Source organism: Chromobacterium subtsugae (assembly GCF_035919665.1).
Classification (GTDB): domain Bacteria; phylum Pseudomonadota; class Gammaproteobacteria; order Burkholderiales; family Chromobacteriaceae; genus Chromobacterium; species Chromobacterium subtsugae.
Genome location: NZ_CP142381.1, coordinates 3,506,562 through 3,530,846, shown reverse-complemented (window position 1 = coordinate 3,530,846; position 24,285 = coordinate 3,506,562). Strand labels below are relative to the sequence as shown.

At 67.8% G+C, this 24,285-nt stretch carries 16 protein-coding genes and 2 tRNA genes; 12 read left to right on the top strand and 6 right to left on the bottom strand.

What is annotated here, in order from left to right:
* The 3 genes from U6115_RS16860 (at position 1) to U6115_RS16850 (ending at position 1,217) form a co-directional block, all read left to right on the top strand.
* Positions 1–91 (top strand) — tRNA-Ser (locus U6115_RS16860).
* Positions 92–142: 51 nt separating this feature from the next.
* Positions 143–233: transfer RNA gene (locus U6115_RS16855), tRNA-Ser, on the top strand.
* Between the two features lie 120 nt (positions 234–353).
* Positions 354–1,217 carry a hypothetical protein gene (locus U6115_RS16850; protein ID WP_146008460.1) on the top strand — a complete coding sequence of 288 codons (864 nt, stop codon included), beginning with the start codon at positions 354–356 and terminating at the stop codon, positions 1,215–1,217.
* 62 nt (positions 1,218–1,279) lie between these two features.
* Here U6115_RS16850 and U6115_RS16845 read toward each other — a convergent pair whose 3' ends face one another.
* Positions 1,280–2,542: a DEAD/DEAH box helicase gene (locus U6115_RS16845; RefSeq protein WP_173427807.1), complete on the bottom strand. Its 1,263-nt coding sequence runs from the start codon at positions 2,540–2,542 to the stop codon at positions 1,280–1,282.
* A 158-nt stretch (positions 2,543–2,700) separates the two neighbouring features.
* Here U6115_RS16845 and hflX point away from each other — a divergent pair, with 158 nt between their 5' ends.
* The 5 genes from hflX to U6115_RS16820 all read left to right on the top strand — a co-directional run bounded on the left by hflX (position 2,701) and on the right by U6115_RS16820 (position 14,174).
* A complete protein-coding gene (gene hflX / locus U6115_RS16840) occupies positions 2,701–4,089 on the top strand; it encodes a GTPase HflX (RefSeq protein ID WP_043573992.1) in 1,389 nt (462 codons plus the stop codon).
* 132 nt (positions 4,090–4,221) lie between these two features.
* Positions 4,222–4,674: a MarR family winged helix-turn-helix transcriptional regulator gene (locus U6115_RS16835; RefSeq protein WP_043573988.1), complete on the top strand. Its 453-nt coding sequence runs from the start codon at positions 4,222–4,224 to the stop codon at positions 4,672–4,674.
* Entirely contained in the window at positions 4,671–6,197 is a 1,527-nt protein-coding gene (locus U6115_RS16830) for a DHA2 family efflux MFS transporter permease subunit (protein WP_043573984.1), read from the top strand. Before U6115_RS16835 ends, U6115_RS16830 begins: the two co-directional genes overlap by 4 nt.
* Before the next feature lie 191 nt (positions 6,198–6,388).
* A complete protein-coding gene (locus U6115_RS16825; protein WP_043573982.1) occupies positions 6,389–8,869 on the top strand; it encodes a GGDEF/EAL domain-containing response regulator in 2,481 nt (826 codons plus the stop codon).
* A 127-nt stretch (positions 8,870–8,996) separates the two neighbouring features.
* Positions 8,997–14,174 (top strand): PAS domain S-box protein, encoded by a 5,178-nt coding sequence (locus U6115_RS16820; protein ID WP_193603937.1) that lies wholly within the window; start codon positions 8,997–8,999, stop codon positions 14,172–14,174.
* A gap of 19 nt (positions 14,175–14,193) precedes the next feature.
* Here U6115_RS16820 and U6115_RS16815 read toward each other — a convergent pair whose 3' ends face one another.
* Both U6115_RS16815 and U6115_RS16810 read right to left on the bottom strand, forming a co-directional pair.
* On the bottom strand, positions 14,194–16,497 hold the full coding sequence (locus tag U6115_RS16815) for an FdhF/YdeP family oxidoreductase (protein WP_043573978.1): 2,304 nt from the start codon (positions 16,495–16,497) through the stop codon (positions 14,194–14,196).
* A gap of 139 nt (positions 16,498–16,636) precedes the next feature.
* Positions 16,637–16,873, bottom strand: coding sequence for a hypothetical protein (locus U6115_RS16810; RefSeq protein WP_043573976.1), 237 nt, complete (start codon positions 16,871–16,873; stop codon positions 16,637–16,639).
* Between the two features lie 100 nt (positions 16,874–16,973).
* Between U6115_RS16810 and fdhD the strand changes: the two genes are divergently transcribed.
* Genes fdhD through U6115_RS16795 form a run of 3 tightly spaced genes read left to right on the top strand, consistent with a single transcriptional unit; the run spans position 16,974 to position 19,533 of the window.
* Complete coding sequence (gene fdhD / locus U6115_RS16805; RefSeq protein WP_047244475.1) at positions 16,974–17,786, top strand: formate dehydrogenase accessory sulfurtransferase FdhD; 813 nt, start codon at positions 16,974–16,976, stop codon at positions 17,784–17,786.
* 32 nt (positions 17,787–17,818) lie between these two features.
* Complete coding sequence (gene moaB, locus U6115_RS16800) at positions 17,819–18,337, top strand: molybdenum cofactor biosynthesis protein B (protein ID WP_043573972.1); 519 nt, start codon at positions 17,819–17,821, stop codon at positions 18,335–18,337.
* Positions 18,337–19,533 carry a molybdopterin molybdotransferase MoeA gene (locus tag U6115_RS16795; RefSeq protein ID WP_043573968.1) on the top strand — a complete coding sequence of 399 codons (1,197 nt, stop codon included), beginning with the start codon at positions 18,337–18,339 and terminating at the stop codon, positions 19,531–19,533. Before moaB ends, U6115_RS16795 begins: the two co-directional genes overlap by 1 nt.
* Here the strand turns inward: U6115_RS16795 and mobA are convergent.
* Positions 19,506–20,129, bottom strand: coding sequence for a molybdenum cofactor guanylyltransferase MobA (gene mobA, locus U6115_RS16790; protein ID WP_197465996.1), 624 nt, complete (start codon positions 20,127–20,129; stop codon positions 19,506–19,508). The genes U6115_RS16795 and mobA overlap by 28 nt on opposite strands.
* Positions 20,126–20,368 carry a hypothetical protein gene (locus U6115_RS16785; protein ID WP_146008461.1) on the bottom strand — a complete coding sequence of 81 codons (243 nt, stop codon included), beginning with the start codon at positions 20,366–20,368 and terminating at the stop codon, positions 20,126–20,128. Before U6115_RS16785 ends, mobA begins: the two co-directional genes overlap by 4 nt.
* Between U6115_RS16785 and U6115_RS16780 the strand changes: the two genes are divergently transcribed.
* Positions 20,367–21,146 carry an alpha/beta fold hydrolase gene (locus U6115_RS16780; RefSeq protein ID WP_052257994.1) on the top strand — a complete coding sequence of 260 codons (780 nt, stop codon included), beginning with the start codon at positions 20,367–20,369 and terminating at the stop codon, positions 21,144–21,146. The two genes, U6115_RS16785 and U6115_RS16780, sit on opposite strands and share 2 nt — an antisense overlap.
* Before the next feature lie 69 nt (positions 21,147–21,215).
* Here U6115_RS16780 and U6115_RS16775 read toward each other — a convergent pair whose 3' ends face one another.
* On the bottom strand, positions 21,216–24,281 hold the full coding sequence (locus U6115_RS16775; RefSeq protein WP_043573965.1) for an efflux RND transporter permease subunit: 3,066 nt from the start codon (positions 24,279–24,281) through the stop codon (positions 21,216–21,218).
* Between the last annotated feature and the right edge of the window lie 4 nt (positions 24,282–24,285).

Sequence of the window (24,285 nt, the reverse complement as noted above, 5' to 3'; positions counted from 1 at the left end):
GGAGAGGTGGATGAGTGGTTTAAGTCGCACGCCTGGAAAGCGTGTTTAGGGTAATACCCTAACGGGGGTTCGAATCCCCCCCTCTCCGCCAGATTTCATGAAAATCCGCCGCGCGGGTTTTTATTTTAGCAGTACACCTCACGGAGAGGTGGATGAGTGGTTTAAGTCGCACGCCTGGAAAGCGTGTTTAGGGTAATACCCTAACGGGGGTTCGAATCCCCCCCTCTCCGCCAGTATTATAAAAAGCCCCGGCATGCCGGGGCTTTTTGCATGTCCGGCGTTTGGTTTTGCGCCGCCGGTATTTTCAGAGCCCGTCAGAGGCCTTTATTTTCCCGTGATGAATGGAACGAATGATGAAACGATTGCATTCTGTTTTGGGCATCGCCATGGCGGCGTTGCTGAGCGCCTGCGGCAGTTTGCAGAGTATCCCGGCGGCGAAAGTGCCGGCCGCTGTCGCGGCGAATGGGGTGGCGCTGAGCCAAGCCCGTCCGACCAAGGATGAAGTCGATTCCCGCTCCTATGAAATTCCCGAACATTCCGCTTTTGTGCGGCAAACTTCGGGAGGCAGCGTGGCGGTGGGGGTATTGCTGGGACCGCTGGGGGTGTTGGCCAATTCGATGAATATCGACCGCCTGACCCAGGATATGGGCGAATCCGGCAAGTCTTCCGCTTTGTACCAGCTGGATGCGCGGGCGGAAGCCATCGCTGCGATCGGCGACGAGCTGGGCAAACTCAACGCCGGCAGCATTAGGGACAAGGCGGCGTTGAAGCCTTACCTGATGTATTTCGTCGCCGACGAGAAGGTTGGCATTCAGGTTCAACTGCATTTGCGCGCCGAGTCCACCGTGGAGGAAGACGGCAAGAGCAAGCCCTGGGTCGGCGAATACGTGGTCTTGCTGCGCGATGCCCTGCCATTTTCCGCGTTGACGAGCCAGGATCCGGCCGCTTTGCAGGCGCTGCGCGGCGATATCAAGGCGGGATATCGCGAATTGCTGGACGAAATGGCCAAGGATTTCAGCGCCGGGGCGCTGCCGCGCCGCGATATCGCCTGGGTTATCGCGCCGGTTCTCGGTCTGGGCATGCCTGGCGATATCGAATACAACGCCCAGGGCCACATGGTGCTGCGCTCGCAATGGGGCAAGTACAATCTGGTGATTTTCCAGGACAAGAAAAGCTATGCCTTCAGCAATGGCCCGGTGCCGCGCGAGCAAGGCTGATTCTCCAGGCGCCAGCCGCCGGATGCCCTTGAGCCGAAGCCCCTCGCGGGGCTTCTTTCATTTCATCGGTCGGCTGCGGTTTGCTGCGCGGCGGCTTCGCGCAATTTGTCCTTCTTGCTTTTGCGCTTGCCCTTGATGCCGCCGTTGCCGTCCGGGTCCGTCAGAGAGGCGGCTGGCGCGGCGGCCTCGCTCGGTTCGAAGCCGTCTATCCGTTCGCGCGGCAACCGCAGTTGCTGGCGTTTTTCGATCAGCTTGAAGTGGGCGGCGCAATCGGCGCTGACGAAGCTGATGGCCTCGCCGCTGGCGCCGGCGCGGCCGGTGCGGCCGATGCGGTGGATGTAGTCGGCCGGCGAGCGCGGCAGGTCGTAGTTCACCACCAGCGGCAGCCGGGCGATGTCGATGCCGCGCGCCGCCACGTCCGTGGCCACCAGCACCCGCAAGCGCCCGGATTTCAGGTCGGCCAGCGCCTGGCCCCGCTGGCTCTGGCTGCAGTCGCCGTGCAGCGCGGCGGCGGCCACGCCGTTGCGCGCCAGCTTGCCGGCCACCCGGTCGGCGGCCTGGCGGCTGGCGACGAATACCAAGACCCGATCCCAGTCATGCGTCGCCAGCAGATGGCGCAGCAGCAGGGTGCGCTTGTCGGCGTCCACTTCGATGGCGCGCTGGCGGATGTCCGGCGTGGTGGCGGCGTTTTGTTCGATGTCTATCCGCAAGGGCTGGTTCAGCAGCGTTTGCGCCAGCGCGCATACCGCCGGCGGGAAGGTGGCGGACAGCATCAGGTTTTGCCGGCCCGCCGGCAGCAGGGCCAGCACGCGGTTCAATTCTTCGGCGAAGCCTTGGTCCAGCAGGCGGTCGGCCTCGTCCAGCACCAGGGTTTTGACCGACGACAGCCGCAGCGCGTTATGTTGATGCAAATCCAGCAGGCGGCCCGGAGTGGCCACCACGATGTCGGCGCCGCCGCGCAGCGCCATCATCTGCGGATTGATCGACACGCCGCCGTACACCACCGCCACTTTCAGCTTGCGGGGCAGGGCCTGGGCCAGGTCGCGCAGGATTTCGCCGACCTGGGCCGCCAGTTCGCGGGTGGGCAGCAGGATCAGCGAGCGCGGCTGGCGCAGCACGGCGCGCGGGCTGGCCAGCCATTGCTGCAACAACGGCAGGCAGAAGGCCGCGGTTTTGCCGGAGCCGGTTTGCGCGGTGGCCAGCACATCGCCGCCTTGCAAGATGGCCGGAATGGCGGCGTTCTGGATGGCGGTGGGCTGGATATAGCCTTGCTCGAGAGCGGACTGGACCAGGTCGGGCTGCAGGCCCAGGGAAGCGAATGACATGAATGATTACGGCTGTGGAAGATAAAGGGCGGAGCCCGAAGCGGCACGAGTATCGGCCGCGCCGGCCGTCCGGTCAAGGAAGATGCGCGACTGGCCAGCGGAGCGCGCCGTTTGCGGGTACTATCTGGGCTCTTCATCCAAAATAAAGCCATCCGTAGATGCAAACAGAAGTCAAAGAGAAGCCCCGCTACGCCATTGTGGCCTCGGTGCAGCTGCCGGAAGTCAGCGATGTCGAGTTCGAGGCCTCGCTCACCGAATTGAGCGAATTGGCCAAGACCCTGGGTTTCCAGGTGGTGCAGACCTTTGTGCAAAAGCGCAACAGCTTCGACCGCACCGCCTATATGGGCGTGGGCAAGCTGGAAGAAATCAGCATGTTCGTCAAACGCGGCATCCGCGCCGACGAGCTGGAAGACGAGCCGCAGCAGATGGACGCCAGCGCCGTCGAGATAGACGCGTTGCTGGTGGACCATGAAATCTCGCCGTCGCAGATGCGCAACCTGGAGCTGGCCGTCGGCTGCGAGGTGATGGACCGCACCATGGTCATTCTGGAGATTTTCCACCGCAACGCCCGCTCGCGCGCGGCGCGGGCCCAGGTGGAAATCGCCCGTCTCGGCTATATGGCGCCGCGCCTGCGCGAGGCGGCCAAGCTGGCCGGCCCGCAAGGCCGGCAGCGCAGCGGCATGGGCGGCCGCGGTTCCGGCGAATCGCACACCGAGCTGGACCGCCGCAAGGTGCGCGACCGCATCGCCGAGCTGCAGCGCGAAATCACCGCGATGGAGCTGGAGCGCAAGACCCAGCGCGCGCGCCGGCTGGAGCGTCAGGGCCAGGGGCTGGGCGGGGTGTCGCTGGTCGGCTACACCAACGCCGGCAAGTCCACGCTGATGCGGGCGCTGACCGGCAGCGAGGTGCTGGTGGCCAACAAGCTGTTCGCCACCCTGGACACCACGGTGCGGGTGCTGTACCCGGAAAGCGTGCCGCGCGTCTTGGTCAGCGACACTGTCGGCTTCATCAAAAACCTGCCCCACGGCCTGGTGGCCTCGTTCAAGTCCACGCTGGAGGAGGCGCTGGACGCCTCGCTGCTGCTGCATGCGATCGACGCCAGCGACCCCGGCTTCGAGCGCCAGCTGGAAGTGACCGACGTGGTGCTGAAGGAGATCGGCGCCGACGAGGTGCCGCGCATCCGCGTGTTCAACAAGATAGACCACGTCGGCGACGCCGCGGCGCAGGCCGCCTGGACCGCCGAACTGCGGCAGCGCTACCCGGGCTGCGTGGTGATGAGCGCGCTGCGCCCGGACGATGTGGCCGGCCTGCATGCGGCCATCGTCTCCTTCTTCCAGCAAGACCTGGTGGAGGACGAACTGCTGTTGCCGTGGTCGGCGCAGCAGCTGCGCGGCGAGATCTACAGCCACTGCCAGGTGCTGGAAGAGCATGCCGAGGACGAGGGCAGCCGCTTCCGCGTACGCGGCGAGCCGGAAAAGCTGCGCCGCCTGCGCGAGCAGCTGAATCCGGGCTCGCAGGGCCGGGAAAAGGAATATTGGGAACTGTGAGCGCCGCCGCGAGAAGGCGCAAGGCCCGGACGTCCGCGTCCGGGCCTTTTTCATGGCCGCGGCCGGCGCTGCTGGACTCCTGCCGCGGCTATGGTATTGTGCAAATAATAAACCACTATACGATATGACATCATGAAGATACGCATCGCGGAACGCTTCGGCTTTCTGGTCAGCGACACCGGGCGGTTGTACGGCCGGGTTTTCGACCAAAGGGCGCGGCAGCAGCTCGGCTTGTCGCTGGCGCAGTGCCGCTTGCTGGGCGCGCTGGCGGCGCACGAGGGCGAAAAGCCCTTGTCGCAGGCCGAACTGGCAGACAAGCTGGACCTGACGCCGATGGGCGTGGCGACGCTGTGCGACCGGATGCAGGCCGCCGGCTGGCTGCGGCGGGTGCCCAGCGCGACCGACCGCCGGGTCAATGAAATCGAACTGCTGGAGCCGGCCTTCGCGGCGTTGAAATCGGCGATGGCGCTGGGCGACGAGCTGCAGCAACAGGCGCAGCAAGGCCTGAGTCCGGAGGAGGACGCGCAGCTGCGCGCGCTGCTGGGCAAGGTGCACGGCAATCTGGCGAGCCTGCTGTCCCGATGAACGCCGCCGTCGGCGCGCCGCACCGCGGCATGATCACCGTGGCCATCATGCTGGCCACCATCATGCAGGCGCTGGACACCACCATCGCCAATGTGGCGCTGCCGCACATGCAGGGCAGCCTGCAAAGCTCGCAGGACCAGATCAGCTGGGTGCTGACTTCCTACATCGTCGCCGCCGCCATCGCCACCTTGCTGACCGGCTGGCTGTGCGCGCGCTTCGGCCGGCGCCGGGTGCTGCTGGCGTCGGTGGCCGGCTTCACCGTCGCCTCGGCCTTGTGCGGCCTGGCCGATTCGCTGTGGCAGATCGTCGCCGCGCGCTTGCTGCAGGGGGTGTTCGGCGCGGCGCTGGTGCCCTTGTCGCAGGCGGTGCTGCTCGACATCAACAGCAAGGAAAAAGTGGGGCAGGCGATGGCGATCTGGGGCGCCGGCATCATGGTGGGCCCCATCCTCGGGCCGCTCTTGGGCGGCTGGCTGACCGACAACGCCAGCTGGCGCTGGGTGTTCTACATCAACCTTCCGGTGGGCGTGCTGGCCTTTTACGGCATCGCCCGCTATCTGCCGGAGAGCCGCGCCGGCAACGACAAGCTGGACCGTTTCGGCTTGGCCACGCTGTGCGTGGCCATCGGCGCGCTGCAGCTGTTTCTGGACCGCGGCGAGCAGCTGGACTGGTTCAGCTCCGCCGAAATCTGTCTGGAGGCCATCGTCTGCGCGGCGGCCTTCGTCTATTTCATCATCCACACCTGGTCCGCGCCGGAAGGGCAGTCCTTCCTTAGCCGCGGCCTGCTGCGCGACCGCAATTTCGTCACCGGCAGCCTGTTCATTTTCGTGGTGGGGATGATCCTTTACGCCACCATGGCGCTGCTGCCCAGCCTGCTGCAAAGCCTGCTGGACTACCCGGTGGTGTTCACCGGCGAGGTGATGGCGCCGCGCGGGGTGGGTACCATGCTGGCGATGATGCTGGTGGGGCGGCTGGTGCACAAGGCCGACCCGCGGCTGATCATGGCCGGCGGCTTTCTGCTGACGGCGCTGTCGCTGTACCAGATGGCCGGCATCGCGCCGAACATGGGCAGCGGCATCATCGTGTTGTCAGGCTTCATCCAGGGCGCCGGGCTGGGCTTCACCTTCGTGCCCTTGAGCATGGTGACCTTCGCCACGCTGGAGCCGCAGCTGCGCAACGAGGGCACGCCGATCTACAGCCTGCTGCGCAATGTGGGCAGCAGCGTCGGCATCTCGCTGGTGCAGACCATGCTGACCGAGGACGCCGCGCGAGCGCATGCGGTGCTGGGCGAGCATGTGGCGCTGGGCAGCCCGCTGCTGCGGGAGTTGCCGGCGGCGCTCAGCCCGTTCACCGACGCCGGCCGCGCCTTGCTCAACCTGGAGGTGACCAGGCAGGCGGAGATGGTGGCCTATATCGACGACTTCACCGTGATGATGTGGCTGTCGCTGGCGGTGCTGCCGCTGTTGCTGCTCATCCGGCGTCCGGCGCCAAGCGCGCCGGCGGCGGGAGCGGACAGCGCGCACTGAAGTTGTTGCGCTGCAACATAAACATGCGCGCAGCGCTACGTGCTTACCATTATTTCGCTGGAATCTTGATCCCATCCGTATCCTGCCGGCTTGTGGCCGGGGCGGCCGAAGGCTATGCCTAACTCATGAGCCGGGCGCAGCCGCGCCCAGGCCGTCGCCGCATCGGCGCAGCCGCGCCATAAGGAAGCCGGATGTTCAACGATCTAAGGCATGAGAGGGCGCGGATACTGATCGTCGACGATATGGCGAGCAATATCCATGTCATCCGCGAGGCGGTGCGGGATCTGGGCGAGGTGCGCTTCGCCACCAGCGGCCGCGAGGCCTTGGAAATGGCGCAGCGGGCGGTTCCGGACGTGATCCTGCTCGATATCGAAATGCCCGGCATGGATGGCTACGCGGTATGCCGGGAGATCAAGGCCACGCCGCGGCTGAGCGACATCCCGGTGATTTTCGTCACCTCGCATGACGAAGACGGCCACGAGCTGCAGGCGCTGAACATCGGCGGCGTCGATTTCCTGCACAAGCCGCTGAACGTGCCGGTGGCGCGCGCGCGGGTGCAGACCCAGCTGGCGCTGCGTTTGCGAACCCGCCAACTGGGGGCCGCGCAGCGGGATCTGGCCGAGGTGCTGCGGCGGTTGCCGGCCTTCGTCGCCTACTGGAACGCCGATCTGTGCAACGAGTTCGCCAACGACGAGAGCGGCGCCTGGTTCGGCATCGCCGCCGCCGACATGCGCGGTCTGCCGGCGCGGGCGGTGCTGGGGGAGGCCAACTTCCTGGCGATGGAGCTGCGGCTGCGGGCGGCGCTGAACGGCGACGCGGCGACTTTCGACCTGAGCCTGGCCAAGCCGGACGGCGGCACGCTGCATGGCCAGGTGGCGCTGGCGCACCGGCCGCAGGAGGGCGGCAGGCCCGGCTGCCTGATGCTGATCGCCGACGTCACCGAGCGCAAGCGCGCGGAGCTGGCGCTGCGGGATGAAAAGGAGCGCATCCGCATCACGCTCAATTCGATAGGCGACGCGGTGATCGCCACCGACGCCGCCGGCCGGGTCACGTTTTTGAACCCGATCGCGGAGGAGATGACCGGCTGGCTGGCGAAAGAGGCGCTGGGCCAGCCGATCGAAAGCGTGATGCCGCTGCAGGCCAGCGATGCCGGCCGTGGCGTCGACAACCCGGTGCGGCTGGTGCTGGCCGAACGCCGCGCCGTCGGCATGACGCTGGACCGGGCGCTGCTGCGCCGCGATGGCCGGCTGTTGGAGGTGGAGGATTCCGCCGCGCCCATCCTCGACCATGCGGGCGAGCTGACCGGCGCCATCATCGTGTTCCACAATGTCGGCGAAGCGCGCGCGCTGGCGGTCAAGATGATGCATCTGGCGCAGCATGACGCGCTGACCAATCTGCCCAACCGCATGCTGCTGCAGGACCGTACCCAGCAGGCGCTGCGCCAGGCCGAAAGCAGCGGCGAGCGGCTGGGGCTGTTCATTCTCGATCTCGACCATTTCAAGGTGATCAACGACTCGGTCGGGCATTCGGTCGGCGACCGCTTGCTGCAGCTGGTCGCCAAGCGCCTGCAGGCGATAGTGCGGCCCGGCGACACCATCAGCCGGCAGGGCGGCGACGAGTTCATCATCCTGATGCCGGATCCGGTCAGCATCGAACAACTGGGCGCCGTCGCCGCCCGCTTGCAGAAGGCGGTGTCCGAACCTTGCCTGCTGGACGAGGAACGATTTGACCTGTCGGTCAGCATAGGCGTCAGTCTGTACCCGGACGATAGCCGCGACCAGGAAGAACTGTACCGCCACGCCGACGCCGCGATGTACCAGGCCAAGGAGGACGGGCGCAACCGCTACCGTTTTTTCTCGGCCGAGATCGAGGAGGCGCTGCTGTCGCGGCAGGCGCTGGAGCGCCATATCCGCATGGGCGCGGAGTCGGGAGGGTTTCGCGCTTACTACCAGGCCAAAGTGGATGTGACGGAGGGGCGGATCGTCGGGGTGGAGGCGTTGATGCGCTGGCGCGATGAGAGCGGCGAAATCATTTCTCCCGGACATTTCATCCCGCTGGCCGAGGAAACCGGGCTGATTTTGCCGCTGGGCCGCTTCATCCTGCGCCAGGCCTGCCTGGACGGCAAGCGTTGGCACGACGCCGGCTTGCCCTTGCGCATCGCCGTCAATGTCTCGGCCGCGCAGATCGCCGACGGCTGCTTCAGCGATACGGTGCGCGCGGTGCTGGCCGAAACCGGCATCGCTCCCCAACTGCTGGAGCTGGAAATCACCGAAGGGGTGCTGGCGGCCAATATCGCCCAAACCATGAGCGTGCTGGCCGAGCTGAAGCGCTTGGGCGTCGCCATCGCCGTCGACGATTTCGGCACCGGTTATTCCAATCTGGCCTATCTCAGGCAGTTTCCCATCGACGTGCTGAAGATAGACCAGAGCTTCGTCCGCGACATGATAGGGGACAAGAGCAATCTCGCCATCATCTCCGCCATCGTCAGCATGGCCCGGGGCCTGGATCTGCAACTGGTGGCCGAAGGCGTGGAGTCGGCCGAGCAGGAGCGGGCGCTGCTCGCGCTGGGGTGCCGCGTGATGCAGGGCTTTCTGTACGGCAGGCCGGTGCCGGCGGAAGAGATGGATCGCCAGTTGGGCAATGGCGCCCGCCTGGCCGGCAGCCAGGCCTGAGGCGCGGACGGCGGCGGTTTGCACACGGGAGGATAGGGTGGACGGGGAATCGGGCGCTCAGGCTAGCCATGGCCGTTCTTCTTTCGCATTGGGCTGGTCCTTGCTGGCCTTGCTGGCAGGGCTGGGATTGAGCGCCCTGACAGCCTGGCAATTGGCGCGCCAGAACGACGCCGATGTCCAACTGGCGGTGCGGAACGCGACGCAGCGGATGGCCAGGCAGGTGGCGTCCCGCGTGCTGCGCTATCAGTTCGGCCTGAAGGCGATGCGCGGGGTGGCCATGGCGGCGGGCGAGCGCGGCCTCAGCCGCGAACGTTTCCGCGATTACAGCGAGGGGCGCGACATCGCCACCGAATTCCCGGGGGCGCAGGGCTTCGGTTACATCCTCAGAGTGCCTCTGCGGCAAAGCGCGGCGTTCGAGCGCCGGATGCGGCGCGAGGGCATGTCCGATTTCCGCATCTGGCAGTTGCAGCCGCATCAGGGCGAGCGCGATGTCGTGGCCTACATCCAGCCGGAGCTGGGCAATCTGCGCGCGGTCGGTCTGGACATCGCCTCGGAGCCCAATCGCCGCGCCGCCGCGGAGCAGGCGCTGCGCAGCGGCCAGATGACGATGACTGCGCCGATCAAGCTGGTGCAGCGTTCGCTGGCCCAGGATCCGGCTTTTGTGGTTCTGCTTGCGGTCTATCGCGGCGGCGTGGTGCCCGCCACCGGCGCCGCCAGAATGGAGCAAGGCTACGGCTGGGTGAGCGTTCCCCTGCACATGAAAACCGTGATGGGAGGGCTGGAGCAGGAGCAAGGCGGCGTGCGGGTGGAGCTGAACGATGTCACCGACCCGGCCCGGCCGATTGCGGTGTACGCCAGTTCGACGCCGGCCGGGCAAGCGCTGGCGAGCTATTCCGAATACCAGTTGGTGCTGGGGCGGCGCTGGCAGCTGACGCTGCGCGCATATCCTGGCTTCGCCGCCCGGCTGCAGCAGCCGCGGCCGGCGGCGGCCGGCCTGGCCGGCGCGTTTCTGAGCCTGCTCGGCGCGCTGTTGGCTTTCATCTGGCAGCGCAGCCACCAGCGGCGGATGCAGCTGGCGGCCACCCAGGCGCGGCTGGCCACCATCGTCGAGAACTCGGCAGACGCCATCATCGGCAAGACGCTGGCGGGCGTGATCACCGACTGGAACCGCAGCGCGGAGCGGATGCTGGGTTTTTCCGCCGCGGAAGCCATAGGCCGGCCGCTGGCGGGGCTGGTGGTGCCTCAGGAGCGGCAGTCCCAGGTGGAGGACATCCTGGCGCGGGTCGGCAGGGGCGAGCCGGTCGAGCATTTCGCAACCCGCTGGCGGCGCAAGGACGGCAGCCTGGTGGACGTGTCGGTTTCCATCTCTCCGGTGCGCGACGCCGCCGGCGAGGTGGCCGGAGCGTCCACCGCGGTGCGGGACATCAGCCGGCAAAAGCAGGTGGAGGCGCAGCTGCACAGCCTGAACAGCCACCTGGAGGAGCTGGTGGCCGAACGCGGCGCCGAGCTGGGCAAGGCCAGGCATACCCTGCGGACGGTGGTGGACGCGGTGCCGTCGCTGATCGGCTATTGGGACCGCGGCCAGATCAACCGGGTGGCGAACCGGGCTTACCTGGATTGGTTCGGGGTGGCCGCCGACAGCCTGCCGGGCCTGTCATTGCGCGAGTTGCTGGGCGCGGAGCTTTACCGCGCCAACCAGCCTTACATCGAGGCGGCGCTGCGCGGCGAACCGCAAACCTTCGAGCGGCGGATTCCCGGGCCGGACGGCCGGGTGCGCGACGCGCTGACCCACTATCTGCCGGATATCGTCGACGGCGAAGTGCAAGGTTTCTACGCGGTGGTGCACGACGTGTCCGAACTGGTGGAAAGCCGCGACCGCCAGGCGCGCGCGCGCCAGGAGGTGGACTTGCTGCTGAGCACCATCAACCGCCAGCTCCTGTACTCGGTGACCGATGCCGACGGCCGGCTGCTGGAGGTCAACGATCTGTTCTGCTGCAGCCACGGCTACGCGCGCGAGGCGCTGCTGGGCCGGGATCTGCAATGGCTGGACGGCGGCGGGCAGACGCCGGCGTTCTGGTCGGCGTTATCGGGCGCGCTGCGCCGCGGCGAGGCCTGGCGCGGCGAAATGTGCAACCGCGCCAGCGACGGCGGCCTGCGCTGGCTGGACACCGTGATCGCGCCGCAGCTGGGCGCCGACGGCAGCCTGGGCCGCTGCGTGGCGCTGAGCATAGACACTACCGAGCGGCGGCGCGCCGACGCCGAGCTGGGCCGGGTCAATCGCCTGCTGAGCGATGTGCTGGGCGCGGCGTCGGAGATTTCCATCATCGCCACCGACGTCGACGGCGTCATCACCCTGTTCAACCGCGGCGCCGAGCGCATGCTGGGCTATCGCGCGGAGGAGCTGGTCGGCGTCAGCACGCCGGGACGCTTCCATCCGGCGGAGGAGATCGCCGCCCGCGGACGGGAGTTGAGCGAGCGTTACGGCCAGCCTATCGAAGGCTTCCGCATTTTCGTCCATGAATCGGAAATCCTGGGCGCTGATCATAGCCAATGGACCTATCTGCGCAAGGATGGCTCGCAACTGAAGATATCGCTGGTGGTGACCACCATGCGCGACGACGAGGGGCGGATCAACGGCTATCTGGGCATCGCCGTCGACATTACCGCCCAGCTGCAGCAGCAGCAGGAACTGACAGTGGCGCGCGACCAGCTGCAAATGGCGGCGGATGTCGCGCAGCTGGGCGTGTGGAGCTGGGTGCCGGCGGACGGCATGCTCAACTGGAACCACAGGATGTTCGAAATCCACGGCCTGGCGCCGCAACCGGAGCCGGCGCGGCAGGAACTGGAGTACCGGAGCTGGCTGGAGCGGCTCCATCCCGACGACGCGCGGCGGATGGAGGCAGGCATGATGGCGGCGGCGGCGGAAGGCGGGGCCTATGACGCCGCCTTCCGCGTGGTGCGTCCTAACGGCGAGGTGCGCCAGTTGCAGGCCGGCGCGCGGATCGAGCGCGACGGCGACGGGCGCGCGCTGCGCTTCACCGGCATTTGCGAGGACGTCACCGAGCGCCAGGCCTACGAAGCCACCTTGCTGGAGGCCAAGCGGCAGGCGGAGCAGGCCAGCATCGCCAAAGGCCAGTTCCTGGCCAATATGAGCCATGAGATCCGCACGCCGATGAACGCGGTGCTGGGTCTGCTGCAGCTGCTGCAGCGCACGGGGCTGGACGGGCGCCAGCGCGACTACGTCGAAAAAACCCAGGCGGCGGCCCGCTCTTTGCTGGGCCTGCTCAACGACATCCTCGATTTCTCCAAGATCGACGCCGGCAAGCTGCAGCTGGACCCGCACCCCTTCGACCTGGAAAGCCTGATGCGCGATCTGGCGGTGGTGCTGTCGGGCAATCACGGCGACCGCAATGTGGAAGTGCTGTTCCGGATGGATCCGACCCTGCCTTCCATGCTGTATGGCGACCGGCTGCGCCTGCAGCAGATCCTGATCAACCTGGCCGGCAACGCGCTGAAGTTCACCGTGGCGGGACAGGTGGTGGTCAGCCTGTCGGCGACGCGGCGCGGCGAGCGCGACGTCGTGCTGCGGTTCGAGATTCTGGACAGCGGCATCGGCATCAGCGCCGAGCAATTGAACCGCATTTTCGAAGGCTTCTCCCAGGCGGAAGCCTCCACCTCCCGACGGTTCGGCGGCACCGGGCTGGGCTTGGTGATCAGCAAGGGGCTGATCGAGCTGATGGGCGGCCGCCTGCAGGTGGAGAGCCGGCCCGGCGAGGGCAGCCGCTTCTGGTTCGAGCTGGCCTTCGGCTTGAGCGGGGGCGCGGCGCTGGCGGCCAGTTGGCCGGGGGATGGCCTGCGGGTGCTGGTGGTGGACGACAATGCGCTGGCCGGGGAGATCCTGCTCGACACCTTGTCCTTGGTGGGCTGGCATGCCGATTACGCCAATGGCGGCGAAGAGGCGATAGCGTTGGCGCGCGCGGCCATCGCCGGCGGCTGGCGCTACGACGTGGTGTTGATGGACTGGCGCATGCCGGGGCTGGACGGCGTGGAAACGGCCAGGCGCATGCGGCAGCAGGCCGCGCCCAACCATTCGCCGGTGATCGTGATGGTCACCGCCTTCGGCCGCGAGGTGCTGGCGGGCATCGCCCAGCAGCCGCAGGCGCCGTTCTGCGACGTGCTGACCAAGCCGGTGACGCCGCAGCAGTTAGTGGACGCCATTCGCCGCGCGGTGGCGGGCGCGGATAACGATTTGTGCGAGGCGATGCCGCCGGCCGCGCCGAGGCGGCTGGCCGGGTTGCGCCTGCTGCTGGTGGAGGACAACGCCTTGAATCGGCAGGTCGCGATGGAATTGCTGCGCGACGAAGGCGCCGAGGTCGCGCTGGCGGAGGGAGGCCTGCAGGGGGTGGCGCTGGCCAGCGCCGCCGATCCGCTTTACGACGTGGTGATCATGGACGTGCAGATGCCCGATATCGACGGCCTGGAGGCGACGCGCCGCCTGCGCGCCGATCCGCGCTGCCAGGCGCTGCCGATACTGGCGATGACGGCCAACGCCTCCCGGGCCGACCGCGACGAATGCCTGGCCGCCGGCATGGACGACCATGTCGGCAAGCCGATAGACATAGACGAACTGGTGGCCAAGCTGCAGGCGCTGGCCGGCTGGCAGGCGCGTAATACGCAGACGACCGGCGGGGAAGGCGAAGACGGCGGGAGCGACGATGGGCCGGCGATAGAGGCGCTGCCTTCGCGGCTGCGCCGCTTCGGCAACAAGCTCAAGGTATACCGCGCGGCGCTGGCGACTTTCCGTCCGGAGTGCGAAAGGCTGCTGGCTGATATGGAGCGGCAGGTGGACAAAGGCGCCTGGCCCGGCTTGCTGGTCAGCCTGCATGCGCTCAAGGGCGTGGCGGCGACCATGGGAGCGACGGCGCTGAATCGGCAGGCGCAGGAGCTGTCGCGGCTGGTGAAGGCCGGCAATCCGGGGCGGCTGGCGGCAACGGCGCTGGCCGACCGGCTGCGCGAACTGGAGCGGCTGGCCGACAGCAGCGCCGGCCAGCTGGCGGCGTCGCTGCCGGCCGAAGCGCGGAGCGCGCCGGCGTCCGGCGCGCTCGCGCTGGAGCGGGACCGGCTGCGGGATGTGCTGGCGCTGCTGGAAGACCACAATCTGGCGGTGATAGACCTGATCGAAGAATTGCTGGCGTTGGAGCTGGGCGACAGCGAGGCGCGGGTGCGCCAGGCGGCCGCCTGCGTGCAGCGCCTGCAGTTCGGCGACGCGATAGCGATCGTCCGCGGCCTGGTGGCGGCCGGCTGAGGGCCGGTCGCGCGGGCGCTCAGCCGGCGGCGCGGCGCAGGAGCACCGGCACCGATTTGGAGGTGGGGGTGTTGGAGACGTCGGCCACGCTGTCTAGCGGGATCAGCGGATTGGTTTCCGGGAAGTAGGCGCCCAGGCAGCCGCGCGGAATATCGTATTCCACCAGCAGGAAACCGTCGGCGCGGCGCTCCACGTCGTCGTCCCAGACTGTGAACAGGTCCACCCGCTCGCCGGCGGAAAAACCCAGCCGCGCCAGGTCGTCGCGGTGGATGAACAGCACCCGGCGCTGGCCGTAGACGCCGCGGTAGCGGTCGTCCATCGCGTAGATGGTGGTGTTGTACTGGTCGTGCGAACGCGCGGTCATCAGCACCATCAGTTGGTCGCCGTGGCGGGCGCGGGCGCGCTGGATGGGGGTGTCGCGCTCCAGCGCGTGGACGATGAACTGCGCCTTGCCGGCCGGGGTCAGCCAGCGCCGCTCGCGCGAGGCGGGCGTGAGGTGGAAGCCGCCCGGCTTCGCCACGCGGGCGTTGAAGTCGCGGAAGGCGTCCAGCACCTTGGCGATCTCGTCGCGGATTTTGGCGTAGTCGTCGACGAAGCTCAGCCAGTCCACTTTGCCGCCGCCCAGCGTCGCCTGCGCGATGCCGGCGACGATGGCGGTTTCGGAGCGCAGTTCGCGCGAGGCCGGCGGGTTGATGCCGTAGGACAGATGCACCATGCACATCGAGTCCTCCACCGTCACGCCCTGCGGGCCGCTTTTCTGCAGGTCTATCTCGGTGCGGCCCAGCGTCGGCAGGATCAGCGCGTCCTTGCCGTGGATCAGGTGGCTGCGGTTGAGCTTGGTGGAGATCTGCACCGTCAGCGCGCAGTTGCGCAGCGCGGCGAAGGTGAGCGGGGTGTCCGGCGTGGCCATCGCGAAATTGCCGCCCAGGCCGACGAATACCTTCACCCGTCCGTCGCGCATCGCGGCGATGGTGTCGACGGCGTCCAGGCCGTGATGGCGCGGCGGCTCAAAGCCGTAGACGTCGCGCAGCCGGTCGAGGAAGGCCGGGGTTGGCTTGTCCTCGATGCCGACGGTGCGGTCGCCCTGCACGTTGGAGTGGCCGCGCACCGGGCATAGGCCGGCGCCGCGCTTGCCGATATTGCCGCGCATCATCATCAGGTTGGACAGCATCTGTATCGCCGCCACCGAATTCTTGTGCTGGGTCAGCCCCATGCCCCAAGTGGCGATCACCGCCTTGCCGCGCGCGTACAGCCGGGCCAGCGCGTCGATGTCGCTCCAGGGCACGCCGGAATCGGCCGCCAGCGCCGGCCAGCTTTCGGCGCGCAAGTCGGCGGCGAAGGCGTCGAAGCCGCTGCAATGCTCGGCGAGGAAGCCGGCATCCAGCACCCGCTCGCCGCCGGCGGCCACGGCCTCGTCGTCCAGCTCCAGCACCCGCTTGGCCACGCCCTTGATCAGCGCGAAGTCGCCGCCCAGGGTCGGGCGGATGAACATCGAGCTGATGGCGACGCCGCCGCCCACCATGTCCAGCGGATGCTGCGGGCTGGCGAAGCGCTCCAGGCCGCGTTCTTTCAGCGGGTTGATGGAGACGATGGCCGCGCCGCGCTTCGCGCATTCGCGCAGCTCGTTCAGCATGCGAGGATGGTTGGTGGCCGGGTTCTGGCCGAATACCAGGATGGTGTCGGCGTGCTCGAAATCGTCGAGGATCACCGTGGCCTTGCCCACACCCACCGTGGCCGGCAAGGCGCGGCTGGTGGATTCATGGCACAGGTTGGAGCAGTCCGGAAAATTATTGGTGCCGAACATGCGCACGAACAGCTGGAACAGGTAGGCGGTTTCGTTGCTGGTGCGGCCGGAGGTGTAGAACGAGGCCTGGTTGGGGTCCGGCAGCGCCCGCAGGTGGCGCGCCGTCAGCGCGAAGGCGTCGTCCCAGGAGATGGGCAGGTAGCGGTCGCTGGCGGCGTCGTAGGCCAGTGGTTCGGTCAGCCGGCCATGCTGCTCCAGTTCGTAGTCCGATTGCTGCAGCAGCGCCGTCACCGTGTGGCGGGCGAAGAAGTCGGCGCCTATCCTCTTGCCGGTGGCTTCCGCCGCCACCGCCTTGACGCCGTTTTCGCAGAATTCGAAGGTGGAGGTGTGTTCGCGGTCGGGCCAGGCGCAGCCCGGGCAGTCGAAGCCGTCGGGCTGGTTCTGATGGAACAGCGTCTTGTAGCGGCTGCCCGGCACCTTTTCCTTGACCAGGGCGACGGTGGTGCTTTTCAGCGAACCGAGGCCGCCGGCCGGCGGCGCGTAGGGTTCGATTCGTCCCTTGGTCTTGGAATGGTCCATGCTGAAACAGGCTCCTGCGGCGGGTGGGTTAAGGGCGGGGCGGCGCCCCGCGTCGGGATGCAAGGATAAAGCATGCGGCCGCTTTGGTGGGAGTTTCCGGCGCGGCGGCTGGCGCCCCGTTCGGCAGGGGGGGATAATGTCAGCCTTCGTCGCTGAGCCAGGCGCGGCCGCGGCCGTCGGCGTACAGCTCGATGGCGGCCAGCTCCAGTTCGGCGAGCAAGGTCAGGCTGCGCCGCAGCGTGCTCATGCGCAGGCCGGACTGTTTGCACAGCCGCGGCAGCGACCAGGCCGGCGCGCCGGATTGGGCGGCGCGCCATAGCTGCGCCAGCAGGGCGGCGATGGCGGGGTCGAGCTGATCGGACGAGGGCTGGGTCATGGTTCGTCGGTCGGAGGTGGCAGGCGGTGTAGTGTAGGCGGATTGCGGCGCGGCGGAAATGCCGGCGCGCGCCGGTGGCGGGATGGCGGGAGAGGGCGATATGCGGGAGCAGCCAATGGGCGAGGGCGACGGTTTCATTCAATGCGCGGTGACGCGCCATCAGGAAGACGGCGGGCAGCGCGCCGACGCGGACCGGGTGGCGGAGGAAACGCCGGTGGCGCTGGTGTTCAACGGCATTTCCCACGCGGTGATGATGGCCACGCCATGCGACCTGGAGGCGCTGGCGGTGGGCTTCGCGCTGACCGAGGGCATCGTGGCGCGGCGCGGCGAGATCTTCGACGTCGAGGCCGAGTTTTTCGCCAGCGGCGCCGAGGTGAGGCTGGAGATCGCCCAGCCGGCTTTTTTGGGTTTGAAGGAGAGGCGGCGCTCGCTGGAAGGCCGCAGCGGCTGCGGCGTCTGCGGCATCGAGAGCCTGGCCTTGCTCGACCTGGCGCCGACGCCGATCGCCGCGGCGCGGCGGATAATCGCCCGCGCCGACATCATCGCCCGCGCCGCGCGCGAGTTGCCCGAGCATCAGCGGCTGATGCGCGCCACCGGCGGCGTGCACGCGGCGGCCTGGTGCGGGCCGGACGGCGCGGTGCTGCGGGCGTTCGAGGATGTGGGCCGCCATAATGCGATGGACAAGCTGATCGGCCATCTGGCGCTGCAGGGCGCGGCGCTGGATGAGGGCTTCGTGTTCATGTCCAGCCGCGCCAGCTACGAGTTGGCGCGCAAGGCGGCCAGGATGGGCATTCCGCTGTTGGCCACCATTTCCGCGCCCACCTCGCTGGCGGTGGACATCGCGCGCCAGGCCGGAATGTCGCTGGCCAGCTTCTGCCGCAAGAACGGCTTTGTCGAATACACCGCGGGCTGAGGTCCGGAGGCACTTACAGAAAGGTCATCGAAATGCATGACGAACAAGCGGTTTCGCTGCGCTGCGCGGTGCTGACCATCAGCGACCGCCGCACCCTGGACAACGACGGCGCCGGCGACCTGCTGGCGGAAAAACTGAGCCAGGACGGCCATGTCTGCGCCCGGCGCGGCATCGTCGCCGACAATATCTACCAGATCCGCCGCGTGCTCAGCGAATGGATAGCCGAGGACGAGGTGCAGGTGATCCTCACCAGCGGCGGCACCGGCTTCTCGCCGCGCAACTCGGCGCCGGAGGCGGTGCTGCCGCTGCTGGACAAGGAGATAGACGGCTTCGGCGAGCTGTACCGCCATTTCTCGCTGGCGCAGGTCGGCAGTTCGGCGCTGCAGTCGCGCGCGCTGGCCGGTTTCGCCAACCGCACGCTGATCTTCTGCCTGCCGGGGGCGGAGCGGGCGTGCGAGCTGGCCTGGGACAAAATACTGCGCGAGCAGCTGGACAGCCGCCACCGGCCCTGCAATTTCGCCAGCGCCTTCCGCGCCCAGGAGGAGAGCTGATGCTGGCATTCGAGGACGCCCAGCGCTACCTGGCCGATTACGCGCCGCCGTTGACGGGGACCGAAACCGTGCGATTGGACGAAGCGGCGGGCCGGGTGCTGGCGCGGGCGCTGACGGCCGCGCTGGACATGCCGCCGGCCGACAACAGCGCGATGGACGGCTACGCCGTGCGTTGCGCCGACGCCGCGCCGGGCGTGGCGCTGCCGGTGCAGCAGCGTTGCTATGCCGGCCAGGCGCCAGAGGCCTTGCTGCCCGGCCAGGCTATCCGCTTGTTCACCGGCAGCCTGCTGCCGGACGGCGCCGACGCGGTGGCGATGCAGGAGGACGCGGAAGAGGCCGACGGCATGGTGACGATCAGCCGCCCGCCGCTGCCGGGCCAGCATATCCGCCGCCGCGGCGAGGATGTGGCGGCGGGCGCGATCCTGCTGGAGGCCGGCTGCGTGCTGGGGCCCGGCCATATCGCCTTGCTGGCGTCGCAAGGGATGGCCGAAGTCCCGGTGTTCCCGCGCCTGAAGGTGGGCATCCTGACTTCCGGCGACGAGCTGGTCGCGCCGGGGGAGGCGCGCGCGCCGCAGCAGATCTACAACAGCAACGGCGCGATGCTGGCGGCGCTGGCGGCCGGCATGGGCGCGCGGGTGGCGGCGCGGCGGCATGCCCGCGACGTCGAGGACGAGCTGCGCCAGGCCTTCGCCGAGCTGGCGCGCGAATGCGACCTGGTGCTGAGCGTCGGCGGGGTGTCGGTGGGCGAGCGCGACCTGGTCAAGCCGGTGCTGGCCGGATTGGGGGCGGAGCTGGATTTATGGAAGGTTAGGATGAAGCCCGGCAAGCCGGTGGCGCTGGCCCGGCTGGGCGCGACGCCGGTGGTGTGCCTGCCCGGCAACCCGGTTTCGGCCTACGTGGTGTTCGCCTTGCTGGTGACGCCGTTGATGCGGCGGATGCAGGGGCGCGGCGAATGCTTCCCGCCGGTGGGCCAATTGCCCCTGGCCAGCGGCGCGCAGCGCAAGGACTGCGGCCGAGAGGACTTCCTACGGGTGCGGCTGGAAAGCGACGCGCGGCTGCATCCGCATGGCCGCCAGGCCGCCGGCATCATCAGCGCGCTGCCGGGATCGTCGGGCTTGGCCAGGCTGCCGGCGGACCGGCAACTGGCCGATGGCGACAGGGTCGCCTATTACGACTGGCGCCACTGGCTGGCGTAGGCTTCCGCCGCGGCCAGATCGTCCGGGGTATTGAGATTGCGAAAGGCCTCGGGCGCGTCGTCGAAATCTATCTGCAGCGCGCCGACGCGGGCCTGCCATTCCCTGACCTTGCGGCCGCCGGCGCGCAGATAGGCGCGCAGATCCTCCAGCAGCTCCACCGACAAAGCCATGCAGGCCGGGTGCTGCCGGCCGGCGCAGCTGGCCGCGCTCAGACTGGCCTCTCCGCGCAGCAGCGGCGCCAGCAGCCGCGAGGCCAGGTCGGCGGGCAGGAAAGGCAGGTCGCAGGGAACCGCCACCAGCCAGGGGGCCGCGCAAGCCGCCAAGCCGGCTTCCAGGCCGGCCAACGGCCCGCAGCCGGCGAACTCCGGCGCGTCCGGCAGCGCGCGGGCCAGCGCGGCATAGCGTTCCAGGTTGCGGTTGGCGCTGATCAGCAACTCTCCGTTTGCCAATTGCGGCCGCAGCCGCGCCAGCGTCAGCTCGACCAGCGGCGCGCCGACCAGTTCCAGCCAGCCCTTGTCCTGCCCGCCCATCCGCATGCCCTGGCCGCCGGCCAGAATCAGGCCGCTGACGCGGCGCGCTTCCATGGTCTGTTTCATTTTTTCGCTTTGCTTGCCGCGCCTGCGGCAGATTTCGGGCTGCGCCGCCGGCCGGGCGATGCAGCAGCGCGGGCCAGCGTCATGACTGCCCCGTCCGGGAATGCGATTTTGGCGGAGCATGGCGCAATGATTGAGTCATTTGGAATAATTTGGCGGCCGGTGCGTGTGGTAATGGCATGTTGGCTGCTGCGCGCCTTCTCCGCGCCGGCCAGCTTGGTTATGGCAAGGGGATTTCGCATGAGCATCACCATTCAGGCGGCCGGCGCTTCGGTCAATTATACCTGCAGCGGCGTTGGCCGGCCTTTGGTTCTGTTGCACGGCACCAGCGTCGATGCGCAGGGCAATTTCGGCCAAGTGGCGGAACGTTTCGCCGACCACTGCCAGGTGGTCATGCCCAATTACGGCGGTTGCGGCGGCTCCACTCTGCCGGACGGCGAACTGACGTTGGACATTTTGGTAGAGCAGGTCGCGGCGGTGATCCGCCATGCTGCGGACGAGCCGGTCGATCTGTTGGGCGATTCGCTGGGCGCGGTGGTGGCGGCCGCCGTCGCGGCGCGGCACCCGGACCGGGTGCGGCGCCTGATCCTGGTGGCCGGCTGGGCGGACAGCGGCGATGCCCGCCACCAGATGGTGTTTGAAGGCTGGCGGCGGCTTCTGGCGGCGGACGCCGAGCTTTGCAACCGCTATGCCTTCGCGCTCGCGGTCAGCCCGGCCGCGCTGACCCGGTTTGGCGGCGACAGCATCGACGCCTTGCTGCGCCAGCCCATGCCGCCCGACACGGCGCGCCGTGTCGAACTGGGCCTGCGCATCGATATCCGCCAAGCGGCGCGGACGATCGCGGCGCCGACGCTGGTGGTGGCGTGCCGCCAGGATTACCTGGTGCCGCCTTACCAGACGCGTGGGCTGCATCAGCTGATCCCGGGCAGCCGCTGCGTCGAAATCGACAGCGGCCACGCCGCTTTTCTGGAGCGGCCGGATGAACTGGTGGCGTTGGTGCGCGAATTCTGTCTGGCCTAGCCCGGTGGCGGCGCAAATGAAAACGGGCGGCTCCCAAAGGAGCCGCCCGGCGCGAATGGCGCGGCTGGCTTAGCGCGGCTGGTTTTCCAGCGCGGCGTCGCCGGCGGTTTCCACGGCGGTTTCGCGTTTGGAGGCCAGGAACATATACATCGCCGGCACCACGAACAGCGTGAACAGCGTGCCGATGGACAGGCCGGTGAAGATCACCAGGCCCATCGCGTAGCGGCCGGCGGCGCCGGCACCGGAGGCGATCACCAGCGGAATCACGCCGAACACCATCGCGGCGGTGGTCATCAGGATCGGGCGCAGCCGGATGGCGGCAGCCTGCTCGATGGCGTCCTGCTTGGACAAGCCGGTCTTGCGCAGCTCGTTGGCCACTTCCACGATCAGGATGCCGTGCTTGCTGATCAGGCCCATCAGCGTCACCAGCCCCACCTCGGTGTAGATGTTGAGCGAGGAGAAACCGAGGAAGATGAAGATCATCGCGCCGAACAGCGCCAGCGGCACCGACACCAGGATCACCACCGGGTCGCGGAAGCTTTCGAACAGCGCCGCCAGCGCCAGGAACACGATGATCACCGCGAACATCATCGTCACCAGGAAGCCGCCGGACTCCTGCATGAACTGGCGCGACTGGCCGGAGTAGTCGACGGTGTAACCGCTGGGCGCGACCTGCTGCACGGTATCGCGCATGAACTGCAGCACTTCGCCCTGCGACACGCCGGCCACGCCGGAGATGGTCACCGAATTGAGCTGCTGGAAGCGAGTGATCGACTCCGGCACCACGTCGTATTTCAGCTTGGCCACGGTGCCCACCGGGATCACGCCGCTGTTCGGCGTCTTGATGTAGTAATCCAGCAGCTGGGATGGATTCAGCCGGTCGGTTTGCAGCACCTGCGGAATCACCTTGTAGGAGCGGCCGTCGATCGAGAAGTAGTTGACGTAGCCGCCGCCCAGCGCCGCAGACAGCGAGTTGCCGACGTCCTGTTGGGTCAGGCCCAGCGCGGTGATCTTGTCGCGGTCCACTACCACCGTCGCCTGCGGCTTGTCGATTTTCAGGTCGGCGTCGACGAAGTAGAACTTGCCGGAGGCGCGCGCCTTGTCCATCACCTGCTGCGCCACCTGGTTCAGGTTCTCGAACGGCTCGGTGGTGGTGATGACGAACTGCACCGGCAGGCCGGACGCGCCGGGCAGGGCGGGGAACTGGAAGGCCGCCACGCGCGCGCCGGCGATCTTGTTCCAGCGCGCCTGCAGGTCCAGCTGGATTTCATGCGCGCTGCGCTTGCGCTGGTCCCATTCCTTGAACAGCACGCCGCCGATGCCGGCGTTGGTGGTGGGCACGCCGGTGATCTGGAACATCTGCTTGTATTCCGGCATGCTCTTGCCCACCTGGAACACTTGGTCGGCGTAGGCCTGCATCTGGTCGGCGGTGGCGGTGGGCGCGCCCACCACCTGCGACAGCACGATGCCCTGGTCCTCTTCCGGCGCCAGCTCCGACTTCGACATCTTGAACATCAGGCCCAAGAGCGCGATCAGGATCACGCCCATCACGATCAGCACCGGCCAGGTCTGCAGCAGGCTGCGCAGGATGCGCTGGTAGCGGTGGCGCACGCGTTCGAAGGTGCGGTCGATGGCGTGGACGAAGGGGCTGTTGTCCATGTCCGACTTGAAGAAGCGCGAACACATCATCGGCGACAGCGTCAGCGCCACCACGCCGGACACGGTGACCGAGGCGGCCAGCGTGAAGGCGAATTCGGTGAACAGCGCGCCGGTCAGGCCGCCCTGGAAGCCGATCGGCACGTACACCGCCACCAGCACCACCGTCATCGCCAGAATCGGGCCGCCCAGCTCGCGCGCGGCGATGATGGCGGCTTCGAGCGGCGTCTTGCCCTCGCGCATGTGGCGGTCGACGTTTTCCACCACGATGATGGCGTCGTCCACCACCAGGCCGATGGCCAGCACCAGCGCCAGCAGCGTCAGCAGGTTGATCGAGTAGCCCAGCATCAGCATGATGAAGAAGGTGCCGATCAGCGACAGCGGCATCGCGATCACCGGCACCACCACCGCGCGGAAGCTGCCGAGGAACAGGAAGATCACCACGGTCACGATCACCAGCGCCTCCAGCAGCGTCTTCACCACCTCGTGGATGGAGGTGTTGATGAAGTCGGTGGAGTCGTAGACGATCTGGCCGGTCAGGCCGGTGGGCAGCTGCTGCTGGATGGACGGGAACACCGTGCGCACGCGTTCGGCCACATCCAGGATGTTGGCCTCCGGCGCCACCTTGATGCCGATGAACACCGAGCGCACGCCGCTGAACGCGACGTTGAAATCATAGTTTTCCGAACCCAGCGTCACGGTGGCCACGTCCTCCAGCCGCACGATGGCGTCGCCGTTGCGCTTGACCGCCAGCTGCTTGAATTCGTCGACCGAATGCAGGTCGGTGGCGGCGGTCAGCGGGATGGTCACCATCTGGCCCTTGCTGGCGCCCAGCGCGGTCAGCGTGTTGTTGTTGGCCAGCGCGGCGCTGACGTCGGCCGCGGTGACGCCGTGCGCCGCCATCTTGGCCGAATCCAGCCAGGCGCGCAGCGCGAACTGGCGCGCGCCCAGGATTTCCGCCGTCTGCACCCCCGGCACCGAGTCCAGCTTGGGCTTGACCACCCGCACCAGGTAGTCGGTGACGTTGTTGGTCGGCAGCGTGTCGCTGTAGAAGCCCATGTACATCGCGTCGGTGGTCTGGCCGGTCTGCACCGTCAGCACCGGCTGCTGCGCCTGGGCCGGCAGCTGGTTCTTCACCGAGTTGACCTGGGTGTTGATCTCGGTCAGCGCGCGGTTGGCGTCGTAGTTCAGCCGCAGCGTGGCGGTGATGGTGGACACGCCGCTGGTGCTGGTGGACGACAGGTAGTCTATGCCCTGCGCCTGGGCGATGGCGGATTCCAGCGGCTGGGTGATGAAGCCGGCCACGGTCTTGGCGTCGGCGCCGTAATAGGCGGTGGAGATGGTCACCACCGCGTTTTGCGTGCGCGGATACTGGTTGACCGGCAGGCCGAACAACGAGCGCAGGCCCAGCACCACGATGAGCAGGCTCACCGTGGTGGCCAGCACCGGCCGTCGGATGAAGATATCGGTAAAGTTCATGGCG